General features: G+C 54.7%; 25 protein-coding genes. 7 read left to right on the top strand and 18 right to left on the bottom strand.

All coding sequences use genetic code 11. The features are described 5' to 3' along the window. Positions 1–75 precede the first annotated feature (75 nt). The 8 genes from fusA to fkpA form a co-directional block, all read right to left on the bottom strand. On the bottom strand, positions 76–2,190 hold the full coding sequence (gene fusA, locus MWH02_RS18630) for an elongation factor G (RefSeq protein WP_101762633.1): 2,115 nt from the start codon (positions 2,188–2,190) through the stop codon (positions 76–78). Between the two features lie 93 nt (positions 2,191–2,283). Next, positions 2,284–2,754: a 30S ribosomal protein S7 gene (rpsG, locus tag MWH02_RS18625; protein WP_007886246.1), complete on the bottom strand. Its 471-nt coding sequence runs from the start codon at positions 2,752–2,754 to the stop codon at positions 2,284–2,286. A 96-nt stretch (positions 2,755–2,850) separates the two neighbouring features. Continuing rightward, positions 2,851–3,225 carry a 30S ribosomal protein S12 gene (gene rpsL / locus MWH02_RS18620; protein WP_006120575.1) on the bottom strand — a complete coding sequence of 125 codons (375 nt, stop codon included), beginning with the start codon at positions 3,223–3,225 and terminating at the stop codon, positions 2,851–2,853. A 126-nt stretch (positions 3,226–3,351) separates the two neighbouring features. Then, positions 3,352–3,639 carry a sulfurtransferase complex subunit TusB gene (tusB, locus tag MWH02_RS18615; protein WP_110867596.1) on the bottom strand — a complete coding sequence of 96 codons (288 nt, stop codon included), beginning with the start codon at positions 3,637–3,639 and terminating at the stop codon, positions 3,352–3,354. Positions 3,640–3,648: 9 nt separating this feature from the next. Further along, on the bottom strand, positions 3,649–4,008 hold the full coding sequence (gene tusC / locus MWH02_RS18610; RefSeq protein ID WP_137386635.1) for a sulfurtransferase complex subunit TusC: 360 nt from the start codon (positions 4,006–4,008) through the stop codon (positions 3,649–3,651). After that, positions 4,008–4,394: a sulfurtransferase complex subunit TusD gene (gene tusD, locus MWH02_RS18605; RefSeq protein ID WP_110867598.1), complete on the bottom strand. Its 387-nt coding sequence runs from the start codon at positions 4,392–4,394 to the stop codon at positions 4,008–4,010. Before tusD ends, tusC begins: the two co-directional genes overlap by 1 nt. Next, positions 4,394–5,116, bottom strand: a complete 723-nt coding sequence (locus tag MWH02_RS18600) for a helix-turn-helix transcriptional regulator (RefSeq protein WP_007886240.1) — start codon at positions 5,114–5,116, stop codon at positions 4,394–4,396. Before MWH02_RS18600 ends, tusD begins: the two co-directional genes overlap by 1 nt. A 174-nt stretch (positions 5,117–5,290) precedes the next feature. Next, positions 5,291–6,121: an FKBP-type peptidyl-prolyl cis-trans isomerase gene (fkpA, locus tag MWH02_RS18595; protein WP_101762637.1), complete on the bottom strand. Its 831-nt coding sequence runs from the start codon at positions 6,119–6,121 to the stop codon at positions 5,291–5,293. A 280-nt stretch (positions 6,122–6,401) separates the two neighbouring features. Here fkpA and MWH02_RS18590 point away from each other — a divergent pair, with 280 nt between their 5' ends. After that, on the top strand, positions 6,402–6,620 hold the full coding sequence (locus MWH02_RS18590) for a protein SlyX (RefSeq protein WP_137386638.1): 219 nt from the start codon (positions 6,402–6,404) through the stop codon (positions 6,618–6,620). 44 nt (positions 6,621–6,664) lie between these two features. Here MWH02_RS18590 and slyD read toward each other — a convergent pair whose 3' ends face one another. The 4 genes from slyD to kefG all read right to left on the bottom strand — a co-directional run bounded on the left by slyD (position 6,665) and on the right by kefG (position 10,006). Continuing rightward, positions 6,665–7,219: a peptidylprolyl isomerase gene (gene slyD / locus MWH02_RS18585; RefSeq protein WP_049851962.1), complete on the bottom strand. Its 555-nt coding sequence runs from the start codon at positions 7,217–7,219 to the stop codon at positions 6,665–6,667. A gap of 193 nt (positions 7,220–7,412) precedes the next feature. Next, positions 7,413–7,607 carry a YheV family putative zinc ribbon protein gene (locus tag MWH02_RS18580; protein WP_007892203.1) on the bottom strand — a complete coding sequence of 65 codons (195 nt, stop codon included), beginning with the start codon at positions 7,605–7,607 and terminating at the stop codon, positions 7,413–7,415. A gap of 45 nt (positions 7,608–7,652) precedes the next feature. Further along, positions 7,653–9,455: a glutathione-regulated potassium-efflux system protein KefB gene (gene kefB / locus MWH02_RS18575; protein WP_110867600.1), complete on the bottom strand. Its 1,803-nt coding sequence runs from the start codon at positions 9,453–9,455 to the stop codon at positions 7,653–7,655. Continuing rightward, a complete protein-coding gene (gene kefG, locus MWH02_RS18570; RefSeq protein WP_137386639.1) occupies positions 9,455–10,006 on the bottom strand; it encodes a glutathione-regulated potassium-efflux system ancillary protein KefG in 552 nt (183 codons plus the stop codon). The genes kefB and kefG overlap by 1 nt, the downstream gene beginning before the upstream one ends. A gap of 114 nt (positions 10,007–10,120) precedes the next feature. Here kefG and MWH02_RS18565 point away from each other — a divergent pair, with 114 nt between their 5' ends. Then, entirely contained in the window at positions 10,121–12,025 is a 1,905-nt protein-coding gene (locus MWH02_RS18565; RefSeq protein ID WP_192236999.1) for an ABC transporter ATP-binding protein, read from the top strand. Between the two features lie 150 nt (positions 12,026–12,175). Here the strand turns inward: MWH02_RS18565 and tauD are convergent, their stop codons facing one another. From tauD to tauA, 4 genes are read right to left on the bottom strand one after another with little or no spacing between them, the layout of a single operon-like run. Beyond that, positions 12,176–13,015, bottom strand: a complete 840-nt coding sequence (gene tauD / locus MWH02_RS18560; RefSeq protein ID WP_271461212.1) for a taurine dioxygenase — start codon at positions 13,013–13,015, stop codon at positions 12,176–12,178. Further along, positions 13,012–13,839, bottom strand: coding sequence for a taurine ABC transporter permease TauC (tauC, locus tag MWH02_RS18555; protein WP_101762642.1), 828 nt, complete (start codon positions 13,837–13,839; stop codon positions 13,012–13,014). The genes tauD and tauC overlap by 4 nt, the downstream gene beginning before the upstream one ends. Then, a complete protein-coding gene (gene tauB / locus MWH02_RS18550; protein WP_137386642.1) occupies positions 13,836–14,603 on the bottom strand; it encodes a taurine ABC transporter ATP-binding subunit in 768 nt (255 codons plus the stop codon). The genes tauC and tauB overlap by 4 nt, the downstream gene beginning before the upstream one ends. Positions 14,604–14,614: 11 nt before the next feature. Further along, on the bottom strand, positions 14,615–15,595 hold the full coding sequence (gene tauA, locus MWH02_RS18545; RefSeq protein ID WP_439652372.1) for a taurine ABC transporter substrate-binding protein: 981 nt from the start codon (positions 15,593–15,595) through the stop codon (positions 14,615–14,617). Positions 15,596–15,827: 232 nt separating this feature from the next. On the opposite strand from tauA, the gene MWH02_RS18540 reads away from it, so the two are divergent. Continuing rightward, positions 15,828–16,808 (top strand): LacI family DNA-binding transcriptional regulator, encoded by a 981-nt coding sequence (locus MWH02_RS18540; RefSeq protein WP_101762645.1) that lies wholly within the window; start codon positions 15,828–15,830, stop codon positions 16,806–16,808. Between the two features lies 1 nt (position 16,809). On the opposite strand, the gene MWH02_RS18535 is transcribed toward MWH02_RS18540, so the two are convergent. Continuing rightward, positions 16,810–17,412, bottom strand: a complete 603-nt coding sequence (locus tag MWH02_RS18535; RefSeq protein WP_271461210.1) for a LysE family translocator — start codon at positions 17,410–17,412, stop codon at positions 16,810–16,812. 60 nt (positions 17,413–17,472) lie between these two features. On the opposite strand from MWH02_RS18535, the gene MWH02_RS18530 reads away from it, so the two are divergent. From MWH02_RS18530 to MWH02_RS18520, 3 genes are all read left to right on the top strand, one after another. Continuing rightward, positions 17,473–18,489, top strand: coding sequence for a hydrolase (locus MWH02_RS18530; RefSeq protein WP_271461209.1), 1,017 nt, complete (start codon positions 17,473–17,475; stop codon positions 18,487–18,489). 2 nt (positions 18,490–18,491) lie between these two features. Continuing rightward, positions 18,492–18,710 (top strand): YheU family protein, encoded by a 219-nt coding sequence (locus tag MWH02_RS18525; protein WP_007892223.1) that lies wholly within the window; start codon positions 18,492–18,494, stop codon positions 18,708–18,710. Between the two features lie 61 nt (positions 18,711–18,771). Next, the gene (locus MWH02_RS18520; protein WP_101762648.1) at positions 18,772–19,641 is read left to right on the top strand and encodes a phosphoribulokinase; all 870 of its coding nucleotides are present in this window, start codon (positions 18,772–18,774) and stop codon (positions 19,639–19,641) included. A gap of 49 nt (positions 19,642–19,690) precedes the next feature. Here MWH02_RS18520 and MWH02_RS18515 read toward each other — a convergent pair whose 3' ends face one another. Next, entirely contained in the window at positions 19,691–20,095 is a 405-nt protein-coding gene (locus MWH02_RS18515; protein WP_049851954.1) for an OsmC family protein, read from the bottom strand. 305 nt (positions 20,096–20,400) lie between these two features. Here MWH02_RS18515 and crp point away from each other — a divergent pair, with 305 nt between their 5' ends. After that, on the top strand, positions 20,401–21,033 hold the full coding sequence (crp, locus tag MWH02_RS18510) for a cAMP-activated global transcriptional regulator CRP (RefSeq protein ID WP_003852956.1): 633 nt from the start codon (positions 20,401–20,403) through the stop codon (positions 21,031–21,033). Positions 21,034–21,069 lie beyond the last annotated feature (36 nt).

Below are 21,069 nucleotides of genomic sequence, written 5' to 3'. Positions count from 1 at the left end.
CGCCATGGCGATAATTCCTTACGTTGTGCCTTCATGAGTCATGAAGGCATCAGTTCACAATTTTTAAACCGTAGCTTATTTGCTACGAGCTTCAATAACGGCCTGAGCGACGTTGTTCGGCGCATCATCGTACTTCAGGAACTCCATGGAGTAAGAAGCACGGCCTTTGGTCAGAGAACGCAGCTGGGTTGCATATCCGAACATTTCAGACAGCGGAACTTCAGCATGGATCTGAACGCCAGTAGCGTTAGATTCCTGTCCTTTGAGCATACCACGACGACGGCTAAGGTCACCGATAACGTCACCGGTGTTCTCTTCCGGAGTTTCTACTTCAACCTTCATGATTGGCTCAAGCAGAACAGGTTGTGCTTTCTTAAAGCCATCTTTAAAGGCTAAAGAAGCAGCCAGTTTAAACGCCAGCTCAGAGGAGTCGACATCATGGTATGAACCGAAGTGCAGACGAACACCCAGATCAACTACCGGATAACCAGCCAGTGGACCTGATTTCAGCTGCTCCTGGAGACCTTTATCAACCGCAGGGATGTATTCAGTTGGAATCACACCGCCCTTGATATCGTTGACAAATTCGTAACCTTTCGGATTAACGCCCGGCTCCAGTGGGTACATGTCGATAACAACATGACCATACTGACCACGACCACCAGACTGCTTGGCGTGTTTACCTTCGATATCGGTAACTTTCGCGCGAATCGCTTCACGGTAAGCAACCTGAGGTTTACCGACGTTCGCTTCAACGTTGAATTCACGCTTCATGCGGTCAACGATGATGTCGAGGTGCAGCTCACCCATACCTGCGATGATGGTCTGGTTGGTTTCTTCATCAGTCCATACGCGGAATGATGGATCTTCTTTCGCCAGACGACCCAGAGCCAGACCCATTTTTTCCTGGTCAGCTTTGGTTTTCGGCTCAACGGCGATAGAGATTACCGGCTCAGGGAATTCCATACGCTCAAGAATGATGACGTTGTCTGGGTCACACAGGGTGTCACCAGTGGTTACGTCTTTCAGACCGATCGCAGCGGCGATATCGCCCGCACGAACTTCCTTGATCTCTTCGCGTTTGTTCGCGTGCATCTGAACGATACGGCCCAGACGCTCACGGTTTGACTTAACCGGGTTGAACACGGTGTCACCGGTGTTAACAACACCAGAGTAAACGCGGAAGAAGGTCAGGTTACCAACAAACGGGTCGGTAGCGATTTTGAACGCCAGTGCAGCAAACGGCTCTTTGTCATCGGAATGACGCTCAGCCGGCGTGTCTTTACCGTCGTCCAGCATACCGTTAATCGCGGTAACGTCAGTCGGTGCTGGCAGGTATTCAACTACCGCATCCAGCATCGCCTGAACACCTTTGTTCTTAAATGCAGAACCACAGGTCACCAGGATGATTTCGTTTTTCAGAACGCGCTTACGCAGAGAAGTTTTAATCTCTTCTTCGGTCAGTTCTTCACCGCCGAAGAATTTCTCCATCAGCTCATCAGAACCTTCAGCAGCGGCTTCAACCAGCTTCGCACGCCACTCTTCAGCCAGTTCCTGCATATCAGCTGGAATATCTTCGTAAACGAAGGTAACGCCCTGATCGGCATCGTTCCAGTTGATCGCTTTCATTTTCACCAGGTCAACAACACCGGTGAAACCTTCTTCTGCGCCGATAGCCAGCTGAAGTGGAACTGGGTTTGCACCCAAGCGCACTTTCATCTGGTCAACAACTTTCAGGAAGTTAGCACCCATGCGGTCCATTTTGTTAACGAACGCGATGCGTGGAACTTTATATTTGTTAGCCTGACGCCATACGGTTTCAGACTGTGGCTGAACACCACCAACTGCACAGTAAACCATTACTGCGCCATCAAGCACACGCATAGAACGCTCAACTTCGATGGTGAAGTCAACGTGTCCCGGGGTGTCGATGATGTTTACGTGGTGTGGTTCAAACTGCTTAGCCATACCAGACCAGAAACAGGTAGTCGCAGCAGACGTGATGGTAATACCACGTTCCTGCTCCTGCTCCATCCAGTCCATGGTTGCTGCGCCGTCATGAACTTCACCGATTTTGTGGTTTACACCGGTGTAGAACAGAACACGTTCGGTAGTTGTAGTCTTACCGGCGTCGATGTGCGCACTGATACCAATGTTACGGTAGCGCTCAATGGGTGTTTTACGAGCCATTTGATTCCTCTGATTCTTAGACGTTCTAAGTTAAAAAAGCCCAGCAGGTGAGTCACTGGGACGCCCGCTGGGTTTATAACAACTACGTTGCTGTTACCAGCGGTAGTGTGCGAACGCCTTGTTGGCTTCAGCCATGCGGTGAACGTCTTCACGTTTCTTAACTGCAGTACCTTTGTTCTCTGCAGCATCAGAAAGTTCGTTCGCCAGGCGGAGAGCCATAGATTTATCACCGCGTTTACGAGCAGCTTCTACGATCCAACGCATTGCCAGGGCATTACGACGAACCGGACGGACTTCAACTGGAACCTGGTAGGTAGAACCACCAACGCGACGTGACTTAACTTCGACAGTCGGACGTACGTTTTCGAGAGCAACCTCGAACGCTTCCAGGCCATCTTTACCAGCGCGTTGAGCCAGGGTATCAAGCGCGGTATAGACGATAGATTCAGCAGTAGATTTTTTACCATCTACCATCAGGATATTTACAAATTTAGCCAGCAGCTCTGATCCGAACTTAGGATCCGGCAGAATTTTACGCTGACCAATGACGCGACGACGTGGCATGGAAATACTCCGTTGTTAATTCAGGATTGTCCAAAACTCTACGAGTTTAGTTTGACATTTAAGTTAAAACGTTTGGCCTTACTTAACGGAGAACCATTAAGCCTTTGGCTTCTTCACGCCGTACTTGGAGCGTGACTGCTTACGGTCTTTAACACCTGAGCAGTCCAGCGCGCCACGAACGGTGTGGTAACGCACACCTGGCAAGTCTTTAACACGACCGCCACGGATCAGGATCACTGAGTGTTCCTGCAGGTTATGACCTTCACCACCGATGTAGGAGGTAACTTCAAAACCGTTGGTCAAACGCACACGGCAAACTTTACGCAGTGCTGAGTTTGGTTTTTTAGGGGTAGTGGTGTACACACGAGTACATACACCACGTTTCTGCGGGCAAGCTTCCAGCGCAGGCACGTTGCTCTTTGCAACTTTGCGTACGCGTGGTTTGCGAACCAGCTGGTTAACTGTTGCCATTAAATAGCTCCTGGGATTTAGCTTTTTGCTTCGTAAACACGTAATAAATCGCCTCGTATTACTACGAGGAGGCAGAATTTTAGGGCTGTGTCAAAAGGGTGTCAAGAAATAACCAGGTTTTCGCTCTTACCAGGCCACTTGTTGTGGATGCTTCGCTGTCATCGCAACGAAACCAGTATAGTCCAAACGTGCTACATTGGTCGAAATTTGCTCATCCAGGCCGCGCGCGCCCACATCTTCTTCTAATACCCACAGCGTAGCCGGCGATGCGCTGAGCTTGATTAACATTTGGCTGCCAGCCAAAGCGGCGGTGACGCCATCCTGCAATAAAAGCAGATCGTCGCCTTCCTGCAATAAAAGCAGCAGGCTATCGAGGTCGCATTGCCAGGGAGATTGCAGCAGCGTGTAGAGCATGATCAGTTCTCAGAATCGAATAACACGATGATAGGAAGCCAGCTTCTCGCGTAGCGATGCGGCATCCATCACTTCAGCGTTTAACACACGTTCGGCCGTCAAACTTTGCCCGCGCGCCAGCAGCGAATCGGCGCAGACAAAACACTGGTCAATATCGTACAACTCCAGCACGCCAAAGGTCGCGATGTAGTTACGCGCCAGAATTTGCTCAGGTTGTTGGTCGCGATTGAGCTGCAGCACGCCATCCCCGATAAAGAACAGACCGATATCTTCGCTTAGCGCGCCCGTCGCCAGCACAGCATCCAGCCCTTCCCTGCCCGCGCTGCTGCCGTGCGGTGCCTGAGTAAATAGAAAAGCCACGCGGTTCATCAGAATTGCACCAGACGATCGCAGCTGAGCGCGGCTTCTGCCAATGCGCCCAAACCGCTGAGTTCAAAACCCGGCTGCAAGTTACTGCCCGCCAGTTGCAAGCGCGCGGCTTCCTGCGCGTCGGTTACGCCACGACGTAATGCTGCGGCCACGCAGATATTCAGCGCGGCGCCACTTTCAGCGCGCAACTGCTGCCATTCACGCACCATATCCACCTCATCGCTGGCCGGCGCGCTCAGTTGGTTGGCGTTCAATACGCCTTCACGATAGAAGAACACGCTCTCCAGCTGGTGCCCGGCCTTAATAAGTGCGCGCGCAAACAGCAGCGCGCTGCTGGCGTGTTGCGTGCCGTATGCCGGTCCGGTGACCAGCAAGGTGTAGCGCATTAGCGATCCTGCCCCTGAAAATCACCGCTTTTAAACTGGCGAATGTAGAGGTAAACCGTGTGCTTGGAGATATTGAGGCGATCGGCCACCTGGTTAATCGCATCTTTAATGTCGAAGATACCCTTCTCATACATATTGAGCACGATCTGGCGATTCTTAGCATTATTCGAAACGTTACGGTCAGCGCTCACTTCTTCAATCGCGAACTCAAGCGTCTGCATCACCAGATCTTCCACCGAGCTGGCAAAGTTGACGTTGGAATCCACCTGCTGCATCTCCGGCGGCATAAAGGTCGACATAATCTGCGAGAACGGAACGTCGAGGTTCATGTTGATGCACAGCAAGCCAATAACGCGCTGCTGGCGATTACGAATCGCGATCGTGACCGATTTCATCAGCACACCGCTTTTCGCGCGCGTGAAGTAGGCTCTGGAGACATTGCTGTCGGCGCCGTGCATATCGTGCAGCATACGCAGCGCCAAATCGGTAATCGGCGAACCCACTTTACGCCCGGTATGTTCACCGTTGGCGATACGCACCGCAGAACACTTCAAATCTTCCAGCGAGTGCAGCACGATTTCGCAGTGCGAGCCAATCAGCATCGCCAGGCCATCGACAACGGCTTCGTAGGATTTGAGGATATCGTAATCTGCTTGCTCGAACGGACGTTGCTCCAGTAAATCGAAGTCAGTCAGTTCACCGGGATTGAATGGATTAGACATCGAAGACATTACCCTAAATGGCTGGAGCCTGTCTCGACAGCATTGGGGCAGACTCATATTGTGATAATTGTGCAGGCGCTAGTCTGGCAAATGTGCTGGTCTTTAGCCAGACCTTTACTCTCTTCTCCGCAATAAAAACGCCGCCCGAGGGCGGCGTGATGCAGAAAGTTAAGATTACTGTGCTTTCTGATCGGCAGCGACTGGAGCCTGCGCTTTTTCGTCCGCTTTCGGCGCGGGTTTGATGTCGAGCAGTTCAACATCGAACACCAGCGTGGAGTTCGCCGGAATACCCGGAACGCCATTTTTGCCGTAAGCCAGGTTCGGTGGGATCACCAGCTTGATTTTACCGCCTTTCTTCACGTGCTTCAGACCTTCGGTCCAGCCCGGAATCACACCGTCCAGACGGAACGACAGCGGCTCACCGCGGGTATAAGAGTTATCGAACTCAGTACCGTCGATCAGCGTCCCTTTGTAGTTCACAACCACAGTGTCGCTGTCTTTCGGCGCGCTACCGGTACCTTCTTTCTCTACCTGATACAGCAGGCCAGATTCGGTTTTCTTCACGCCTTTTTCTTTGGCGAATTTGTCAGCGTAAGCGGAACCCTTATCGGAGTTCTCTTTCGCGTCTTTTTCCATCTTCGCCTGAGCAGCACCTTTTACGCGGCCTTCAAAGGCCTGCAGGGTTTGCTCGATCTCTTGATCAGAGAGTTTGCTCTTGCCGCCAAAGGCGTCCTGAACACCCGCGATCAACTGATCTTTATCAAGTTTGATGCCCAGCTTCTCTTGTTCCTTCAGAGAGTTGTCCATGTAGCGACCCAGGGACGCGCCAAGTGCATAAGCTGATTGCTGGTCTTCGTTTTTGAAGGCAGCATTTTTCGGTGCTTGCGGCGCAGCCTGAGCGGCGTCTGCTGGAGCAGCGGCGGTTTCTGCTGCCATTGCCAGCGGTGCATTCAGCGCGAAGGCCATGGTGGTAGCTAACAATGTGACTTTAAACAGTGAATTCATCCTTTCTCCAAAACCGAAGCCTCTAACCTCGGGAATCATTGCGGACTGAGGCCCACACTATAACTTTACGTGGCAGCGGCGAACACTCCCACAATGTAATTACCCGTCCAACCTCCGACCTTTTTTGCTTCAGGAAGTTTCATCAGAGATATAGGCGTTATGCGGCGTTTCAATGCAGCATGGCGCGGAAAGGTAAAATATCAGGTGATTCTGAAGCGAAAGGCCGTAGAATCAGGCCCGAAACAGACTAACGTGCAGCACCGCAAGATGAGGAAAGATCATGCAACCAACAGAATGGGAACAACGCCTTGAGGCGCTGGAGAGCAAGCTGGCTTTTCAGGAATACACCATCGATCAGCTCAATCAAACGGTGGTTCAGCATGAGCTGGAGATGATCAGACTGCGTGAGCAGGTCCGTCTGTTAATCGATAAAGTGAAAGATAGCGCGCCGTCGATAATTGCCTCGCAATCTGAAGAAACCCCGCCGCCACATTACTAAAAAGAAAAGGCCACCCGAAGGTGGCCTCGCCAGCATCACACTAATTAGTGGCTGCAGCCGCAACCGCCAGTGCCACAACCGCCCTGGCCGTGATCGTGACCATGGTCGTGGTCATGATCGTGATGATGACCATCAGCGCCATGCACGTGACCGTGCGCCAGCTCTTCTTCGGTTGCTGCGCGAATCGCCACAACTTCCACGTTGAAGTTCAGGTTCTGACCCGCCAGCATGTGGTTACCATCAACCACTACGTGCTCATCTTCAACTTCGGTGATTTCAACCGGAACTGGACCCTGATCGGTTTCTGCCAGGAAGCGCATGCCAACCTGCAGTTCGTCAACGCCCATAAACACGTCTTTTGGCACGCGCTGTACGAGGTTGTCATCGTATTGACCGTAAGCGTCGTTCGCCGGGATATGCACGTCAAACTTATCGCCTACATCATGATTTTCCAGCGCTTTTTCCAGACCAGAAATCAGGGAACCATGACCGTGCAGATAGTCCAACGGTGCACTCACCGGTGACTCGTCAACCAACACACCGTCTTCGGTACGAACCTGATACGCCAGGCTCACCACCAGGTCTTTTGCTACTTTCATGATATCTCCTAACCGTTGAGAACTAAGATCCCGTCCCATTGGTCAATTTTGCGTGCAATAACCAACCAGAAAGGTTCAAGACTGAGGATGCCAACAAATGTGTTGTTGCATACTGCTCAGCGTTAATGGCGCCGATTGTAACGGAATTCAATCCCGCTGTAAGTTCAAGCTTAAAAAAAGCTGAGCCATTGCGCTACTCAGGATGAAAAATGCCGATCACTTGCTCATTGCTGCGAACCTGATCGCGCACCTGCTTATCCGCTTCCCGCATTTGATGACCGCACTCGACGCACTCCACCACATCAACATTGTTTTCACGCCACAATGCCAACGTGTCTTTTTCCTGGCAGTGCGGGCAAACCGCACCGGCAATAAATTGTTTACGCATACTGTTTCCTGCCGTCGTTAGTGAACGGATTAAGTAAGTATAGTTCTACTCGTCATCCCAGCCGTCAAACTGACGTTTCTCGTGCTGCATTTCGCGCTGGAAGATATCCTCCAGCTCGCGCCGCGCCTCACGCACACGCGAAACCTGCGCGCTGTCATCGTGGCTGGGCACCAGCTCACGCAGCATACGCATATCCAGACGACGGAAATGTTGCTGCGCGCGCTGCGCCTGATGCGGATGCATGCCCAGCGAGATCAGCGTTTTACGACCCAGCTCCAGCGCACTGGAGAACGTCTCACGCGAGAACAGCGTAACACCCGCCTGCAACAGTTCGTGCGCCTCAACACGTCCACGCGCACGCGCCAGGATTTCCAGCTGCGGGAAATGCTGCTGACACAGTTGCACGATGGTCATCGAATCTTCCGGATCGTTACAGGTAATGACGATGGATTGCGCATTCTCCGCGCCCGCCGCACGCAGCAGCTCCAGCTCAGTGGCGTCGCCATAGTAAACCTTATAGCCATATTTACGCATCAGGCTCACCGCGGAGATATCACGCTCCAGCACGGTAATGCGCTTGTTGTTCGCCATCAGCAAACGGCCAACAACCTGACCAAAACGACCAAAGCCCACCACAATGACCTGCGGCCGATCGTCCTCAACAAAGTGCTTCTCGGCATTTTCATCGGGCTCATTAAAGCGGTGCGCCAGTAGACGATCGATGCCGTTCATCAGCAGCGGCGTGGTCATCATGGATAACGTCACCGTCACCAGCAGCAGCGGCATTTGGTCGCCGCTGAACATTTTGGCCGACGACGCCGCCGAGAACAGCACAAAGGCAAACTCGCCGCCCTGGCTTAACACACCGGCAAACTGCTGGCGCTCCGAACTGCGCAGGCCATAAATGCGCCCCAGCACATACAGCACCAGCGTTTTCACCGTCACCAGAATCAGCACGCCCAACAAAATTTCAGTGATGTGGGTATAAAGCACGCCGAGATTCAGCGCCATGCCAACCGAAATAAAGAACAAGCCCAGCAACAAACCTTTGAACGGTTCAATGGCCACTTCCAGCTCGTGGCGATACTCGCTTTCCGCCAACAGAATACCCGCGATGAAAGTACCGAGCGCCATCGACAGGCCGAGCGCATCCATAAATAGTGCCGAACCCAGCACCAGCAGCAGTGAGGCGGCAGTAAACACTTCGCGCACGCCGGATGCGGCAATGAAGCGCAGAATCGGGCGCAGCAGATAACGACCACCAATCAGCATCCCGCCGAACGCCAGCACTTTCATCCCAACTTTCAACCAGTCAACATGACCGCTGTCGCCGCCCGCCAGCAGCGGCACCAGCGCCAACGCGGGAATCACCGCTAAATCCTGGAACAGCAACACTGAGAAACCGAGCTGTCCCGATTCACTGCGGTTCATGCCTTTATCGCGCATCAGCTGCAGCGCCATCGCCGTGGATGACATTGCCAGACCAATGCCGCCAATCACCGCCGCCTGCCAGCTAAAATCGGTCAGCCACAGCAATCCGCCGAGAATGGCGGCGGAAATCAGCACCTGAGCCGCACCAACGCCAAATATCGAACGGCGCAGCGCCCACAGTTTCGAGGGGTTCAGTTCAAGCCCGATGATGAACATCAGGAACACCACGCCGAGTTCCGAGAAGTGCAGAATCTCCTCAACGTCGCTGATGAACCCCAAACCCCACGGACCAATCGCGATACCGGCCAGCAGATAGCCCAGCACCGCGCCAATGCCGAGACGCGCCGCAATCGGCACAATCAGCACCGCCGCGACCAGATAAATCACGCCCGCCGTCAGTAACGTTTCGCCTTCCATCACACACCTCCCTGCGGCAGCGGTGAAGCCAGCCAGTCACCATACGCGCGCGCAAAATTACGCATCACTTCCGGCGTTTGTCGACGCGCCCAGTAAATCACCATCGGCGTCATCCAGTGCATGCGACACATCTGCGCCGTCAGCTCAAACGGACGCATGATGTCACTCATCGGATAGCGATTCAGGCCGCTAGGGTGATACGCCGCTTCCGGTTCGCCGGTGGTGACCACGCTGCGCCAGTATTTGCCTTCCAGCGCATTACCATCCGGTCCGCTGGCAAAGCCGCGCGACAGCACACGATCCAGCCACTCCTTCAGGAGCGCCGGGCAGCTGTAGGTATAAAGTGGATGTTGGAATACAACGATTTGATGGTCGCGCAGCAGCTGCTGCTCATAGTGAATATCAATAAAAAAATCCGGATAGTGGGCGTATAAATCGTGCACCGTGACGTGGTCCAGTTCCATAGCCGACTGCAGCAAAACCCGATTAGCAATCGAATCCTGTGATTCCGGATGGGCGTAAAGCAGCAATATTTTGGGTGGCTGCGACATCGTTCCCCTCCAAAGCGTCGTCACGGCACAGGAATTCCGCTACCATGCTCGACGCAACAAATTTTCTCGAATTATGTTGCCGGTAAATTAACATATTCTGACGATACGGCGCTTATGATTGTCTTTTCAGCACTACAAATTCGCCGCGGCACCAATGTGCTGCTGGATAACGCAACAGCCACCATTAACCCAGGCCAGAAAGTTGGCTTAGTGGGCAAAAATGGCTGCGGCAAATCAACGCTGCTGTCATTGCTGAAGGGCGAAATCAGCAGCGATGCAGGTAATGCTACGTTCCCGAGCAACTGGGCGCTGGCGTGGGTCAATCAGGAAACCCCGGCGCTGAGCAAACCCGCGCTGGAGTATGTTATCGACGGCGACCGTGAATATCGTCAGCTTGAATCCGAATTGGCCGACGCCAATGCGCGCAACGATGGCAACGCCATCGCCCTGCTGCACGGCAAGCTGGATGCGATTCAGGCGTGGAGCATACCTGCTCGCGCCTCAAGTTTGTTGCACGGTTTGGGCTTTAGCCAGGAACAATTAATGCGGCCGGTGAGCGATTTCTCCGGTGGCTGGCGCATGCGCCTTAACCTCGCGCAGGCGCTGGTGTGCCGTTCCGATCTGCTGCTGCTGGATGAACCGACTAACCACCTCGATCTGGATGCGGTGATCTGGCTTGAACGCTGGCTGAAAAGCTACGAAGGCACGCTGGTGCTGATTTCGCACGACCGCGACTTCCTCGATCCGGTGGTCGATAAGATCATCCACATCGAACAGCAGACGATGTTTGAATACACCGGTAACTACAGCTCGTTCGAACGTCAGCGCGGCGCCAAGCTGGCGCAGCAGCAAGCGCTGTTCCAGAGCCAGCAGGAAAAAGTGGCGCACCTGCAGAAGTATATCGATCGCTTCCGCGCGCAGGCGACCAAAGCCAAGCAGGCGCAGAGCCGCATCAAAATGCTGGAGCGCATGGAATTGATTGCGCCAGCACACGTCGATAACCCATTCAGCTTCAGTTTCCGCGCGCCAGAAAGCTTGCCGAATCCGTTGCTGAAGATGGAGCGCGTTACCGCCGGTTATGGCGAACGCATCATTCTCGACGCCATCAAACTCAACCTTGTGCCGGGTTCACGTATTGGCCTGCTGGGCCGTAACGGCGCGGGTAAATCAACGCTGATTAAACTGCTAGCCGGTGAGCTCGACGCGCTGGATGGCAAAGTTGGCCTGGCGAAAGGCATTAAGCTCGGTTACTTCGCCCAGCATCAGCTGGAATATCTGCGCGCCGATGAATCACCCTTGCAGCATTTATCACGCATCGCACCGAAAGTGCTGGAGCAGCAGCTGCGCGACTACCTTGGCGGCTTCGGCTTCCAGGGCGATAAAGTCAGCGAAATCACCGAACGTTTCTCCGGCGGCGAAAAAGCGCGTCTGGTGCTGGCATTAATTGTCTGGCAGCGCCCGAACCTGCTGCTGCTTGATGAACCAACTAACCACCTCGATCTTGATATGCGTCAGGCGCTGACCGAAGCGCTGATTGATTTCGAAGGCGCGCTGGTGGTGGTCTCGCACGATCGCCATCTGCTGCGCGCCACCACCGACGATCTTTATCTGGTGCACGACGGCAAGGTCGACGTGTTTGAGGGCGATCTGGAAGATTATCAGCAGTGGCTGAGCGATTTGCAGAAGCAGCAAGCGCAACAGGATGCCGCACCGAAGCAGGACAACGGCAACAGCGCGCAATCGCGCAAAGACCAGAAACGCCGCGACGCCGAACTGCGCGCACAAACGCAGCCGCTGCGTAAAGAGATCGAGAAGCTTGAGAAGCAGATGGTGAAGTGGCAGAGCCAGCTCAGCGACGCGGAAGCCCAGTTAGCCGACAGCGCGATTTACGATCAGAGCCGCAAAGCCGATTTGAATGTGGCGCTGCAGCGTCAGGCCGAGAGCAAGGCGGCGCTGGAAGAGGTCGAAATGGCGTGGCTGGATGCGCAGGAACAGCTGGAGCAGATGCTGGCGGGTTGAGTGTGCACGCTGTCCCCCTCCTCGGTCCTCCCCCATAAATGGGGGAGGAAGATGCTGCCACATGTTAGTGATGAAGCTGCATGTGGCAGCATCTCCTTCCCCCGCAAGCGGGGGAAGGCCGGGATGGGGGAATGCGAGCACTATTCCAAATTAAAACGGCTTATCCCCTAACACCGTCGCGCGATGCATCACCCGCCGCGCCGGATAATAATCCGCATTAGCATAGTGTTGGGTCACGCGGTTATCCCAAATCGCCACATCATTCTCCTGCCAGCGCCAGCGCACCTGGAACTCCGGTTTGGCGCTATGCCAAAACAGGAAGTTAAGCAGCGCATCGCTCTCTTTTTCGCTCAAGCCCAGCAAACGCGTGGTAAAACCTTCGTTGACAAACAGCGCCTTGCGTCCGCTCACCGGGTGGGTACGAATCACCGGATGCTGCACCGGCGGGTTCTTTGCCACCGCTTGCTGCCAGCGCTGGTGCTCTTCCTCGGTTTTACGGTATTTGTACTCCTGAAACGACTTCTTAAAATCGTGTTCCGCCTGCAGCCCATTCAACAGCGTCTTAAACGGTTCAGACAGCGCTTCATAGGCCGCAATGCCGGTTGACCACAAGGTATCGCCGCCGCTTTCCGGCAGCAGCTTCGAAGCCAGGATTGCAATTGCCGGCGGAGTTTGAATAAAGGTGACATCGGTGTGCCAGTTGTCATTATCCGGCGGATTATCCTGATGCGTATCCAGCACGATGATCTCTTCCACGCCTTCCGCATGCGGATAGACCGGATGGATATGCAGATCGCCAAAGCGAATCGCCAGCGCGCGCTGCTGTTCCGGGGTAATCACTTGATTGCGCAGGAACAGCACCTGATGGCGCAGCAAGCCATGATAGAGCTGTTCAAACTGGGCATCGCTCAGCGGACGGCTGAAGTCGACATCACTGACCTGCGCCCCAATATTCGGGCCCAGCGCGGTAAAATTAAGACGTTCGTTCATTGCTGTTCTCCATTCCAGGGCGTCAGTCGGCGCTGCAAGGCGCGCAGACCCAGTTCTAAGCCAAAGGCAATCAGGGCGATCACGGCGATACCGGCCAGCACCACGTCGGTGGCGAGGAACTCACCGGCCGACTGCACCATAAAGCCGAGTCCACGCGTAGCGGCAATCAGTTCCGCCGCCACCAGCGTTGACCAACCTACGCCGAGACCAATGCGCAAACCGGTGAGGATTTCCGGCAGCGCGCCAGGCAGAATCACGTAGCGCAGCAGTTGCCAGCGCGATGCGCCAAGCGCCTGCGCCGCGCGAATCCGTACCTGCTGGGCATTCTTCACACCCGCCAGCGTCGACAAGGTCACCGGCGCGAAAATCGCCAGATAAATCAGTAAAATCTTCGAGGTTTCGCCGATGCCAAACCAGATCACCATCAGCGGCAAATAAGCCAGCGGCGGTACCGGGCGATAGAGTTCGATCAGCGGATCAAGCAAGCCGCGAATCGCCGGGCTCAGGCCCATGGCGATGCCGACCGGAATCCCAATCAGCGCGGCAAAGAACAGCGCCACCAGCATACGCGCCAGGCTGGCGCCCAGATGCTGCCATAACGTGGCGTCCATAAAGCCTTGCGGGCTGGCAATCAATATCAGCTTCTGCAGCACCACTTGCGGCGGCGGTAAAAACAGCGGCGCCACTAAGCCGAGCGCAGTGATAGCCCACCACAACAGCAGCAACAAGCCCACGCTGAGCAGGCTGAGTGAGAACTGGCGCGAGAACGGCCAGCGCAGTCCACGACGACGCATTTGGGTCTTCCCATCAATCACCGCACTCATATAAACGCCTCACGCTGGGAAAACACCTGATTCAGTACATATTCACGACGTTCGATAAACGCCGGATCGGATTTGATGCTGCGGCACGGTTCCCCGGCGGCGAAGCGTTGGCCGAAGTCGAGTTTCAAACGCTCCACGACGCGGCCCGGTCCCGGCGACAGCAGCACCAGTTCGCTGGCGAGGAACACCGCTTCTTCGATGTCGTGGGTGATCAGCAGAATCTGCTTGCCGGTATCACGCCACAGCGTTAGCAGCAGGGTTTGCATCTGTTCACGGGTAAAGGCGTCCAGCGCGCCAAACGGCTCATCTAACAGCAGCAACTGAGGATCAGCCGCCAGCGCACGCGCAATGCCCACGCGCTGGCGTTGACCCCCAGAGAGCTGCCAGATATAACGCTGCTCTGCACCTTCCAGTCCTACTTTGCGGATCAAACGGCGTGCAATGGTATGGCGCTCCGCCTTCGCCATACCCGCCAGTTGCAAACCGAACGAAACGTTATCGATCACGTTACGCCACGGCAGTAATCCTTCATTTTGAAACACTACGCCGCGCTCAGCGCCCGGCCCTTTTACCGCTTTGCCATCCAGCGTAATGCTGCCAGATTCCAGCGGCAGAAAGCCGGCGATGAGGTTCAGCAGCGTGGTTTTGCCACAGCCGGAGGGACCTAACACCACCAGCAGGTCTCGGCTGCCCAGCTGCAGGTTGATGTCCTGCAGCGCGGGTTGTCCGGCGTAACGCGCATTGAGATGGGTGATGTTAAGCATACGGCCTCCGGTTATTTCACTAAGGGTGCAACGAAGCGCGTGGTGACGAAGCTGCTGTAATCGCTATCCGCTTCTGGCACTTTGCCCTGCTCTTTCAGGAAGCCGGCAGTATCGACAATCGCCTTGTTCACCGGCTTGCCGAGCTGCTCCACCTGCTGCTGCGCGGTGAGGTACGTGTTGCCTTTTACCAGCACCGGCACATCCGCTTCGGGTACACCGCTCAGGCGCGCCAGCTTGCTCAGGTTGTCTGACTGCTTCAGCCATTGATCCGGATTGGAAATGTAAGCTTGCTGCGCTTCAACGGCGCTGCGGGCAAAGGCGGTGACGATTTCTGGATGCTGCTGCGCAAAGTCTTTACGCACCACCCACACATCGAGCGTTGGCGCGCCCCACTTGCCGACCTGCGAAGAGTCCGTCAGCACCTTGCCATCTTTCTCCAGCTCGTTGACCGCCGGAGACCAGACGTAAGCGCCGTCAATGTCACCGCGTTTCCAGGCAGCAATAATCGCCGGCGGCTGCAGGTTGACTAAGGTCACTTGCGAAGGCTCGATGCCCCAATGCTTGAGCGCGGCGAGGAAGCTGTAGTGCGTCGTCGAGATGAATGGCACGGCGATGCGCTTGCCAATCAGGTCTTTAGGATCGTTGATGGTTTTCTTCACCACCAGCGCTTCGGAGTTACCGAGCTGAGAGGCCAGCAGGAAAGCTTCAATCGGCAGCTTTTGCGTGGCGGCGACCGCCAGCGGGCTGGAACCGATATTACCAATCTGCACGTCGCCCGACGCCAGTGCACGTAACACGCTGGCCCCGCTATCAAATTTGCGCCAGTCGACGGTAGCACCGCTCTCTTTGGCGAAGGTGTTATCCGCCTGCGCCACTTTGGCTGGTTCAGCCGAGGTCTGATACGCCACGGTAACGTTGACCGCTTGCGCCTGGAACGCCATCAGGGCCAGAGCCGCTGTGACCGCCGTTATTGTTTTTTTCATTGCCATCATCATTCACCCCAATGTGTTTTGTCTGGGCAGTTTCTCCAGCAACAGTAATTTCATAAAGGAATTAAAAATTATCCCTAATGACGATCCGTTCTTAGATCAACATCGGGCAAGGCTATGCAAAAAGTGCAAATGGAAAGAAAAGGAAAGCGGTAAATATGTCACACGCTCACATGGCAGCTGTGATATTGATAGAGATCTCATTTTTTAACTCTTTACTAACGGTCCTGAATCCATGTCGATAGAAAAAGTCGCACACCTGGCTGGCGTGTCAAAAGCCACCGTTTCACGGGTTTTGAACCAGAATCCCGGCGTGCGCCCGGATACGCGTGCCAAAGTGCTGGCGGCCATCGACATCTGCGACTATCAGCCCAACCTGCTGGCGCGCCAGTTGCGCACTTCGCAAAGCCATATGTTGTTAGTGCTGATTCCCGACATCACCAATCCATTCTGCTCACGCGTGGTTCAGGGCATTGAAGCCGAAGCTGAAGCGCAGGGTTACCACATTCTGCTGTGTAACTCAGGATCGCAGCTGCGGCGCGAAGCGGCCTACATTGCGTTGCTCACCGGCAAAGTGGTCGACGGCGTGATCACCATGGATGCCGCCAGCAGCCTGCATGAGCTGAAAGAATTGATTGGCGATCAGCCTTGGGTGCAGTGCGCGGAATACGATCCGTCGATCGCCGCCTCAAGCGTGGCGATTGATAATAAAGAAGCGGCTTTCGAAACCGTGCGTTATCTGGCGAGCAAAGGCCGACGTCGTATTGCGCTGGTGAACTGTGATATGCGCTACCTCTATTCACATAAGCGTGAAGAGGGATATCGCGCGGCGCTGGAGCAGCTGGATCTCAGCTGGTGCGGTGTGGCTTATGCCGAGAATATCACCTGCGAAGCGGGCAGTGCGGCTTTGCGCGAACTGCTCACGCAGCCGGAACCGCCGGATGCGGTGTTTGCGGTATCAGATGTGTTGGCGGTCGGCGTCATCCACGCGGCGTTGGAAGCAGGTTTACGCGTACCGGAAGATTTAGCGGTGGTGGGATTTGATGGCATCAACTTTACCAGCAGCCTGAATCCACCGCTGACCACGATTGAGCAGCCGATGAATCGTATGGGTGTGCGCAGCGTACAGCTGTTGCTGCAACGCATCCGCCAGCCTAACGCGTCGGTAGTCCATGAAGTATTGCCGTGGAAGCGCGTTGAACGCGCTTCCAGCTAACTTAGCGCCAAATCAGCAATACGCAGGCAGCGGTGAGCAAGCCCATCGCCAGATTGAAGATTTTCCACGCGCGTGGGCTGCGCAGCAGACGTCCAATCAGCGAGCCAAAGCCCATCCAGATCACCCCGGAAACCACGTTCACCATGAACATGCCGATGCTGATCGCCACCACCGAATGCAGATATTCGCTGCCCGCCAGGCTGAAGCTGGCCACCGCGCCGAGCGCCATCAGCCACGCTTTCGGGTTGATCAACTGCAGCAAGCCGCCTTGCCAGAAAGGCATCTGCTTCACCGTGACAGCGTCGGTTTCCAGTTTTTCATACTCGGCGCTGGCGATTGTCCATGCCAGCCACAGCAGATAAAGGCTACCGGCAATCTTCAGGATGAGATGCAGCGAGGGATAAAGCAGGATGAGGCCGCCGATGCCAAATGCCACCATTAGCAACATGACTTGCATACCAATCATGATACCAATCAGCAGCGGAATGGTGCGCAGGAAGCCAAAATTAGCACCCGAGGCGGTAAGTAACATATTATTGGGCCCGGGCGTGATGGCCGCGACCCAGAGAAAACCTAACATTGATAAAAAAAGACTCAGTTCCATGTATATTCGGGTGCTCCTCACCCAGTAAAGCGAACAACCCATCGAAGCTATCAGCGACTTATGCATCAGACAAGCCTTTACCCAAGCTATTTTGATCGCCCCAGCGGCGAGCGTTTTAAACCCCTGCGCGGATTCAGTAACGCGCATCTGCAAACGCTGCTGCCGCGTATTCTGCGGCGCCGCGTTACGTTACGTCCGCACTGGCAGCGTCTTGACCTGCCGGACGGCGATTTTGTCGATTTAGCGTGGAGTGAAGATCCGGCGCAGGCGCGTCATAAACCGCGCATGGTGATGTTTCACGGACTGGAAGGCAGCTTTCGCAGCCCGTATGCGCACGGCCTGATGCAGGCGTGTCAGGCACGCGGCTGGCTGGCGGTGGTAATGCACTTTCGCGGCTGCAGCGGCGAGCCTAATCGCTTAAAGCGCATCTATCACTCCGGTGAAACCGAAGACGCCACCTACTTCCTTCACTGGCTGCAGCGCGAATGGGGCAGCGTACCCACCGCCGCCGTCGGCGTTTCGCTGGGCGGCAACATGCTCGCTTGCCTGCTGGGTCAGCAAGGTCACGATGTACCGATTGATGCCGGCATCGCCATCTCAGCGCCGCTGGCGCTCGAGCCGTGCAGCGGCAAGCTGGATGTGGGTTTTTCACGCTTTTATCAGCACTATTTACTGACGCAGCTGAAAAAGAACGCCACGCGCAAACTGCGCGCCTGGCCTGGCACGCTGCCGGTCGATCTCAGCCAGTTACGTGCTTTCCGCCGCTTACGCGAGTTCGATGATGCGATAACCGCACGTGCGCACGGTTTTATTGACGCCAACGACTATTATCAACGAGCCAGCGCGATGCCGTTGCTGACCGGCGTGCGTAAACCACTGTTGATCATTCACGCGCAAGACGATCCCTTTATGACCGATGCCGTTATTCCGCAACCTGAACAGCTGTCAGCCTCCATTCAGTATCAGCTGACGCAGCAAGGCGGCCACGTCGGTTTCGTCGGCGGCACCGTTCTTAAACCGAAAATGTGGCTGGAACAGCGCGTGCCCGACTGGCTCTCAACCTATCTGGATGTGTAATTGTGATTATTCCCTGGCAAGAACTCGAAGCGGACACGCTGGAAAACCTGATTGAAACCTTCGTGTTACGCGAAGGCACTGATTACGGCGAGCAGGAACGCAGTTTGCTACAAAAAGTCGCCGACGTACGCCGCCAACTGGAGCGCGGCGACGTGGTGCTGGTGTGGTCGGAACTGCATGAATCGATCAATATTATGCCGAAGGGTGAATTCCGCGGCTGATGCACCCCGCGGCAATTCGTGGTAACAATGCTCATCGCCGGACTTCACAGGGAGCTCTGTTATGTCAGCCAGGCATCCAATTATTGCCGTCACCGGTTCCAGCGGCGCCGGAACCACCACCACCAGCCTCGCCTTCCGTAAGATTTTCCAGCAGCTGAATTTGCATGCGGCGGAACTCGAAGGCGACAGTTTCCATCGCTACACACGTCCGGAAATGGACATGGCGATCCGCAAGGCGCGCGATCTCGGGCGTCACATCAGCTACTTCGGCCCGGAAGCCAACGACTTCGGCCTGCTGGAGCAGACGTTTAAACATTACGGCCAAACCGGCCTTGGCGAATCGCGCAAATATCTGCATACCTACGATGAAGCCGTGCCGTGGAATCAGGTGCCGGGCACCTTTACGCCGTGGCAGCCGCTGCCGGAAAACACCGATGTGCTGTTCTATGAAGGCTTGCACGGCGGCGTGGTCACGCAGCAGCAAAATGTGGCGGAGCATGTCGATCTGCTGGTTGGCGTGGTGCCGATTGTTAACCTTGAGTGGATTCAGAAGCTGGTGCGTGACACCAGCGAGCGCGGCCATTCACGCGAAGCGGTGATGGATTCGGTGGTACGGTCAATGGAGGATTACATTAACTTCATCACGCCACAGTTCTCGCGCACCCACATTAACTTCCAGCGCGTGCCGACCGTTGATACCTCAAACCCGTTTGCCGCACGCGAAATTCCGTCGCTCGACGAAAGCTTCGTGGTGATCCATTTCCGTGGTCTGGAAGGCATCGCGTTCCCCTATCTGCTGGCGATGATTCAGGGATCGTTTATTTCCCACATCAATACGCTGGTGGTGCCGGGTGGCAAAATGGGATTGGCGATGGAGCTGATTATGCTGCCGCTGGTACAGCGACTGATTGAAGGGAAGCGGATTGAATAAGCAAAGTCATTCCGTAGCGGCGCAATTTATTGCGCCGCTACAACCCGAGTTATAACTCGATCACCTCATAGCTGTGGGTAATTTCCACGCCTTTACCCAGCATGATCGCTACCGAACAATATTTTTCCGCTGACAGATCAACCGCACGCGCAACGGCCTTGTCGCTCAACGCTTTACCGCTAACGATAAAATGCAGGTTAATGTGGGTAAAAATGCGTGGCGCTTCTTCACGGCGTTCCGATGTGAGCTTCACTTCGCAATCGGCCACATCGCTGCGCCCTTTTTGCAGGATCGACACCACATCAATAGCGCTACAGCCGCCCGCGGCCATCAGCACCATCTCCATTGGACTTGGCGCTTTATCACCGGAATTACCATCCATCAATACCTGATGGCCGGATGAGGATTCTCCGAGAAAGGTAAGACCTTCCACCCATTTCACTCGTGCCTGCATGATTCTTTCTCCTGAAGCGGCGGTTTTGCCGCCAGAGTACGCTTTCACCTGACAAACAGCAATCCAGAGTAATCCCCCTTCTGCTGAAGCGAGACAACACAAGACAGCTCGCAAAAGCTGTGCTACAAACAGTGCTGAAAATATTTTCGTCATTACAGACGAAGGCCGGAAGAATCAAAAGCGTAGCTTAAGAGTCCACCCGGAATAATTTTTCCTTTACTGGAAACGCTCGACGATTAAACCGCCTGACAGGGAAAAAATGCCCCCTGTGTTTTGGGCACGATTACAACAGAGGATAATAGCGAATGGTTCTCGGCAAACCGCAAACAGACCCTACACTCGAATGGTTCCTGTCCCATTGCCATATTCACAAATATCCATCCAAAAGCACGCTCATCCATCAGGGTGAGAAAGCGGAAACGCTGTACTACATCGTAAAAGGTTCCGTAGCGGTACTGATTAAAGATGAAGAAGGCAAAGAGATGATTCTCTCCTACCTCAATCAGGGGGATTTCATCGGCGAACTCGGTCTTTTCGAAGAAGGCCAGGAACGTAGTGCTTGGGTGCGTGCGAAGTCTGCCTGCGAAGTGGCTGAAATTTCATACAAAAAATTCCGTCAGCTGATTCAGGTAAACCCGGATATTTTAATGCGACTTTCGTCGCAAATGGCGCGTCGTCTGCAAGTGACATCTGAGAAAGTGGGCAACCTCGCCTTCCTCGATGTCACCGGACGTATTGCGCAAACGCTGCTAAATCTGGCCAAACAGCCAGATGCGATGACTCACCCAGACGGGATGCAAATCAAAATCACCCGTCAGGAGATTGGTCAGATCGTGGGCTGCTCACGCGAAACCGTGGGTCGTATCCTGAAAATGCTGGAAGATCAGAACCTGATCTCCGCACACGGTAAAACCATCGTCGTTTACGGCACCCGCTAATTTCTTCTCACCCACGGCGTGATGGCAACATCGCGC

Source organism: Pantoea leporis, from assembly GCF_028048155.1.
Classification (GTDB): Bacteria; Pseudomonadota; Gammaproteobacteria; order Enterobacterales; family Enterobacteriaceae; genus Pantoea; species Pantoea leporis.
Note: the sequence above shows the minus strand (reverse complement) of the source record. Positions and strands in the feature narration are given on the sequence as shown.

Coding starts and splice junctions, on each gene's coding strand:
- fusA (WP_101762633.1), bottom strand. CDS start 2,190: ATGGCTCGTAAAACACCCATTGAGCGCTACCGTAACATTGGTATCAGT.
- rpsG (WP_007886246.1), bottom strand. CDS start 2,754: ATGCCACGTCGTCGCGTCATTGGTCAGCGTAAAATTCTGCCGGATCCT.
- rpsL (WP_006120575.1), bottom strand. CDS start 3,225: ATGGCAACAGTTAACCAGCTGGTTCGCAAACCACGCGTACGCAAAGTT.
- tusB (WP_110867596.1), bottom strand. CDS start 3,639: ATGCTCTACACGCTGCTGCAATCTCCCTGGCAATGCGACCTCGATAGC.
- tusC (WP_137386635.1), bottom strand. CDS start 4,008: ATGAACCGCGTGGCTTTTCTATTTACTCAGGCACCGCACGGCAGCAGC.
- tusD (WP_110867598.1), bottom strand. CDS start 4,394: ATGCGCTACACCTTGCTGGTCACCGGACCGGCATACGGCACGCAACAC.
- MWH02_RS18600 (WP_007886240.1), bottom strand. CDS start 5,116: ATGTCTAATCCATTCAATCCCGGTGAACTGACTGACTTCGATTTACTG.
- fkpA (WP_101762637.1), bottom strand. CDS start 6,121: ATGAATTCACTGTTTAAAGTCACATTGTTAGCTACCACCATGGCCTTC.
- MWH02_RS18590 (WP_137386638.1), top strand. CDS start 6,402: ATGCAACCAACAGAATGGGAACAACGCCTTGAGGCGCTGGAGAGCAAG.
- slyD (WP_049851962.1), bottom strand. CDS start 7,219: ATGAAAGTAGCAAAAGACCTGGTGGTGAGCCTGGCGTATCAGGTTCGT.
- MWH02_RS18580 (WP_007892203.1), bottom strand. CDS start 7,607: ATGCGTAAACAATTTATTGCCGGTGCGGTTTGCCCGCACTGCCAGGAA.
- kefB (WP_110867600.1), bottom strand. CDS start 9,455: ATGGAAGGCGAAACGTTACTGACGGCGGGCGTGATTTATCTGGTCGCG.
- kefG (WP_137386639.1), bottom strand. CDS start 10,006: ATGTCGCAGCCACCCAAAATATTGCTGCTTTACGCCCATCCGGAATCA.
- MWH02_RS18565 (WP_192236999.1), top strand. CDS start 10,121: ATGATTGTCTTTTCAGCACTACAAATTCGCCGCGGCACCAATGTGCTG.
- tauD (WP_271461212.1), bottom strand. CDS start 13,015: ATGAACGAACGTCTTAATTTTACCGCGCTGGGCCCGAATATTGGGGCG.
- tauC (WP_101762642.1), bottom strand. CDS start 13,839: ATGAGTGCGGTGATTGATGGGAAGACCCAAATGCGTCGTCGTGGACTG.
- tauB (WP_137386642.1), bottom strand. CDS start 14,603: ATGCTTAACATCACCCATCTCAATGCGCGTTACGCCGGACAACCCGCG.
- tauA (WP_439652372.1), bottom strand. CDS start 15,595: ATGATGGCAATGAAAAAAACAATAACGGCGGTCACAGCGGCTCTGGCC.
- MWH02_RS18540 (WP_101762645.1), top strand. CDS start 15,828: ATGTCGATAGAAAAAGTCGCACACCTGGCTGGCGTGTCAAAAGCCACC.
- MWH02_RS18535 (WP_271461210.1), bottom strand. CDS start 17,412: ATGGAACTGAGTCTTTTTTTATCAATGTTAGGTTTTCTCTGGGTCGCG.
- MWH02_RS18530 (WP_271461209.1), top strand. CDS start 17,473: ATGCATCAGACAAGCCTTTACCCAAGCTATTTTGATCGCCCCAGCGGC.
- MWH02_RS18520 (WP_101762648.1), top strand. CDS start 18,772: ATGTCAGCCAGGCATCCAATTATTGCCGTCACCGGTTCCAGCGGCGCC.
- MWH02_RS18515 (WP_049851954.1), bottom strand. CDS start 20,095: ATGCAGGCACGAGTGAAATGGGTGGAAGGTCTTACCTTTCTCGGAGAA.
- crp (WP_003852956.1), top strand. CDS start 20,401: ATGGTTCTCGGCAAACCGCAAACAGACCCTACACTCGAATGGTTCCTG.